The following is a 4,647-nucleotide window of genomic DNA, read 5'->3' on the forward strand; positions in this document are numbered from 1 at the left end:
GGGACTTGAAGAAGGGCGGCAGCCACAGGCAGTCCACGCCCAGCCATTGCAGATAGTCGAGTCTGGCGGTCAGGCCCTTCAGGTCGCCGATGCCGTCGCCGTTGCTGTCCTGGAAGGAACGGACCAGCACCTCGTAGAAGACGGCACGTTTGAACCACTCCGGATCCCGGTCCCCGGCGGGGGTGTCCTCGAAGGTGTCCGGAACGGGCTCATTGACGATCATGTGGGTGACCCTCCGATCCGCGGTGTGGACGGTCGCAGAACCGTGAACACGTGCGCGGGCCGCCGGCCCGGTTCCAGTCGCACATAGTTGGCCCTGCCCCAGTGATAGGTCTCGCCGGTGAGCTCGTCACGCACCGGCACCGACTCGTGCCATTCCAGGCCGAGTTGCGGCATGTCCAACGAGACCGTGGCCTCCTGGGTGTGGTGAGGGTCGAGGTTGGCGACCACCAGAACCGTGTTCGAACCGCGTCTCTTCGAGTAGGCGATCACCGCCTCCTCGTCGGCGTGGTGAAAATGCAGGTCACGCAGCTGCCGCAGCGCCGGGCTGCGCCTGCGGATGGCGTTGAGCTTGGTGATCAGCGGGGCGATGGTGCGGCCCTCGCGGGCGGCGGCGTCCCAGTCGCGGGGTTTGAGCTGGTACTTCTCCGAGTCGAGGTATTCCTCGCTGCCCTCGTGCAGCGGGGTGTTCTCGCACAGCTCGTAGCCGCTGTAGACGCCCCAGGAGGGGGAGAGGGTGGCGGCCAGGACGGCGCGGACCTCGAAGGCGGGCCGGCCGCCCTGCTGCAGGTAGGCGTGCAGGATGTCGGGGGTGTTGACGAACAGGTTGGGCCGCATGTAGGCGGCGGCCCGCCGCGCGCTCGTGGAGCCGGGCCCCCTCCTCCAGCACCACCTCCGTGTCCTGACCCGCCGGGATCTTGATCCGGGCGGCGTGCCGCCAGGTGGTGACCGGGTCGCTCCACGCCTCCACGTGATAGGTCCACCGGCCGGGTCGGTCGGGCGTCACGGTGGCGCCCCAGCGGTCGGTGCCGGGGACCAGCTCCCGCATCGGCGTCCACGGGCCGGGCCGGCCCTCCGGGTCGGTGAGCACCACGTTCGCGGCGACCGCGGCGTGCCCCTCCCCGAACACGGTGGCGGTGACCTGGAACGACTCCCCGGTCACCGCCTTCGCGGGGCGGCGCCCGTGCTGGACGACGGGCCGCACGTCGAGCACCGGGATCCGGCCGACGGCCGTGGCCCGGCCCGGACAGGCCCCCGGTGCGGGGGCGGGCGAGGCCGGCGTGCCGGTGTGCGGGTGGGCAGAGGGGACGGTACCGGTGGCCGGGGAAGCTGCCGAGTGGTGCGTGGCGGGCATGACCGCTCCTGTCCGCGTCGACGTGAGGTGGGCGGATGCAGGGGGAGTGGGTCCTGCGGGTGAATGCCGTAGAGGGATACCGCTGGAGCCTTCCCATCCTGTTCGGGTGTGCAATCCGGGGCGTTGCTGACTACTTGCGCGTATACCGGAACGGGCCCCGGCCGGACAGCAGGCAGGCCGCGTCATGGCCCACGCGGGGGTGAAGCCCCGGCCGCGGACGCGTCCGCACGGGTACGGTGCTGTGTGACGGGGCGCACAGTGCCGTGCGTCCTTCCCGCGACGCGCACCGTGCCGTGCGTGCGTCCATCAGCGAACGCGCCGAGGTGGAGTGTGAAGGCGATCCGTCGGTTCACCGTCCGTCCCGTTCTCCCCGAGCCTCTGCGGCCCCTCGGCGAGCTGGCCCGCAACCTGCGCTGGTCCTGGCACGCCGAGACCCGTGACCTGTTCCAGTCGGTCGATCCCGGGCTCTGGGCGTCCTCGGGCGGCGACCCGGTGCGGCTGCTGGGCAGCGTGCCCCCGGCACGGCTGGCCGAGCTGGCCGGCGACCGCCGCTTCCTGCGCCGGCTGACCGCCGTCGCGGACGACCTGCGCGACTACGTCACCGGGGACCGCTGGTACCAGACGCAGCCGGAGGACCGGCCCGCCGCCATCGCCTATTTCTCCCCGGAGTTCGGCATCACCGCCGCGCTGCCGCAGTACTCCGGCGGCCTCGGCATCCTCGCCGGCGACCATCTCAAGGCGGCCAGCGACCTCGGCGTTCCGCTGATCGGGGTTGGCCTGCTCTACCGGCACGGCTACTTCCGTCAGACCCTGTCCCGGGAGGGCTGGCAGCAGGAGCACTACCCGGTCCTCGACCCCAACGAGCTGCCCCTCACCCAGCTGAGGGAGGCCGACGGCAGCCCCGCCCGCGTCTCGCTGGCCCTGCCCGGCGGCACCGCCCTGCACGCGCGGATCTGGCTCGCCGACGTCGGCCGCGTCCCGCTGCTCCTGCTGGACTCCGACGTGGAGGAGAACGACCTCGGCGAGCGCGGGGTGACCGACCGGCTCTACGGCGGGGGCAGCGAGCACCGGCTGCTGCAGGAGATGCTGCTCGGCATAGGAGGGGTGCGGGCGGTGCGGACGTACTGCCGGCTCACCGGCCACCCCGAGCCGGAGGTGTTCCACACCAACGAGGGACACGCCGGGTTCCTCGGCCTGGAGCGGATCGCGGAGCTGGCCGACGCGGGACTGGACTTCGACGCCGCCCTGGAGGCGGTGCGGGCCGGCACCGTCTTCACCACCCACACGCCCGTCCCGGCCGGCATCGACCGGTTCGAGCAGAAACTGGTCGCCCGCCACTTCGGGCCCGACGCCGAGCTGCCGCGCATCGACGTCGAACGCATCCTGCAGCTGGGCCGGGAGACCTACCCGGGCGGCCAGGCGGACCTGTTCAACATGGCCGTGATGGGCTTGCGGCTCGCCCAGCGCGCCAACGGCGTGTCGCTGCTGCACGGCAAGGTCAGCCGGGAGATGTTCCGCGGACTGTGGCCCGGGTTCGACGCCGACGAGGTGCCGATCACCTCGGTCACCAACGGGGTGCACGCACCCACCTGGGTGGCGCCGGAGGTGTTCCGGCTCGGTGCCCGGCGGATCGGCGCCCAGCGCGCCGAGGACGCGCTCACCGTGGGCGGCTCCGACCGCTGGGACTCGGTCGCCGACATCCCCGACGAGGAGATCTGGGCGCTGCGCGGCGAGCTGCGCTCCCGCCTGGTGGAGGAGGTGCGCCGCCGGCTGTGGGCGTCCTGGCGGCAGCGCGGCGCCGGGACCGCCGAGCTGGGCTGGATCGACGGCGTCCTCGACCCGGACGTGCTCACCATCGGCTTCGCGCGGCGCGTGCCCTCCTACAAACGGCTGACGCTGATGCTGCGCGACCCCGACCGGCTGACCCGCCTGCTGCTGCACCCCGAACGGCCCGTGCAGATCGTGGTCGCCGGCAAGGCGCACCCGGCGGACGACGGCGGCAAACGGCTCATCCAGGACCTGGTCCGCTTCGCCGACGACCCGCGGGTGCGCCACCGGATCGTGTTCCTGCCGGACTACGGCATGGCGATGGCCCAGAAGCTGTACCAGGGCTGCGACGTGTGGCTGAACAATCCGCTGCGCCCGCTGGAGGCCTGCGGCACCTCCGGGATGAAGGCCGCCCTCAACGGCTGCCTGAACCTGTCCGTGCTGGACGGCTGGTGGGACGAGTGGTACCGGCCCGACTTCGGCTGGGCCATCCCCACCGCGGACGGCGCCTGCTACGACCCCGACCGCCGCGACGACATCGAGGCCGCCGCGCTGTACGACCTGCTGGAGCAGCGGGTCGCGCCCCGCTTCTACGAGCGCGGCCGGGGCGGGCTGCCCGACCGCTGGATCGAGATGGTGCGCCGGACCCTGGCCCAGCTGGGCCCGAAGGTGCTGGCCGGCCGCATGGTCCGAGAGTACGTCGACCGGCTCTACACACCCGCCGCGCACGCCCACCGGGCGATGGACACACGGGCGGCACGGGACCTGGCCGCCTGGAAGGCCACAGTGCGCGCGGCCTGGCACCAGGTGAGCGTCGACCATGTGGAGGCATCCATTCCGCCGGTCGAGTGCACCGGCGCGGCCCCGGCGGCCTCCGCCGGACTGGGGTCCACGCTCGCGCTGCGGGTGCGTGTGTCGCTGGGCTCGCTGAGCCCGGACGACGTGGAGGTGCAGGCCGTCGCCGGCCGGGTCGACGAGGAGGACGCCATCACGGACGCCACCGCGGTGGCACTGAAACCGGCGGGCGAGGCCGGCCCGGACGGCCGCTGGGTCTACGAGGGCCCGCTCCGCCTGGACCGCACCGGCCCCTATGGCTACACCGTCCGTGTCCTGCCGGCCCACCGTCTGCTCGCCTCGCCCGCCGAGCTGGGCATGGTGACGGTGCCGGCGCAGGACGCGGGGGAGGCGGCCGGAGTCCTGCTGCGCTGACGGCACGGGCGGCCGCGCACCGGCACCCGGCGCACCACCCGTGCCCGCACCGGCACCCGGCGCACCGCCCGTGCCCGCGGCGGCGTCGGTCCCGGACGGGGCCCGCGCACAGCCGGCGCAGGACGGCTCCGCACCGCCGGACGCGGGCCGTGTCCACCTCGTCGTCCGCGAGGTCCCGGCAGACATGCGATCCGGGACCAGGTGTTCCCCGCACACGCGGGCGGCCCCCGGAAGGGCGAGGCTCCTTGGGTTCTAGCGGTCCTCGCAACACCCGCGATCTGTGGGAGTTGCGAGGACCGTGGTCGTTGGACGGGATG

At 73.2% G+C, this 4,647-nt stretch carries 2 protein-coding genes and 1 pseudogene; 1 reads left to right on the top strand and 2 read right to left on the bottom strand.

Annotation, left to right across the window (positions count from 1 at the left end; translation table 11 throughout):
• Positions 1-223, bottom strand: a 223-nt coding sequence (locus tag IE286_RS26760) for an alpha-amylase family glycosyl hydrolase (RefSeq protein ID WP_268255414.1), incomplete at its 3' end; no start/stop codon positions are given.
• Positions 220-1,354: pseudogene (locus IE286_RS26765) on the bottom strand (maltotransferase domain-containing protein). The gene IE286_RS26760 and the pseudogene IE286_RS26765, both read right to left, overlap by 4 nt.
• A gap of 330 nt (positions 1,355-1,684) precedes the next feature.
• Here IE286_RS26765 and IE286_RS26770 point away from each other — a divergent pair.
• The gene (locus IE286_RS26770; protein ID WP_189799342.1) at positions 1,685-4,330 is read left to right on the top strand and encodes a glycosyltransferase family 1 protein; all 2,646 of its coding nucleotides are present in this window, start codon (positions 1,685-1,687) and stop codon (positions 4,328-4,330) included.
• The last annotated feature ends 317 nt before the right edge of the window (positions 4,331-4,647 follow it).

It is taken from the genome of Streptomyces thermodiastaticus, assembly GCF_014656135.1.
Lineage (GTDB): Bacteria > Actinomycetota > Actinomycetes > Streptomycetales > Streptomycetaceae > Streptomyces > Streptomyces thermodiastaticus.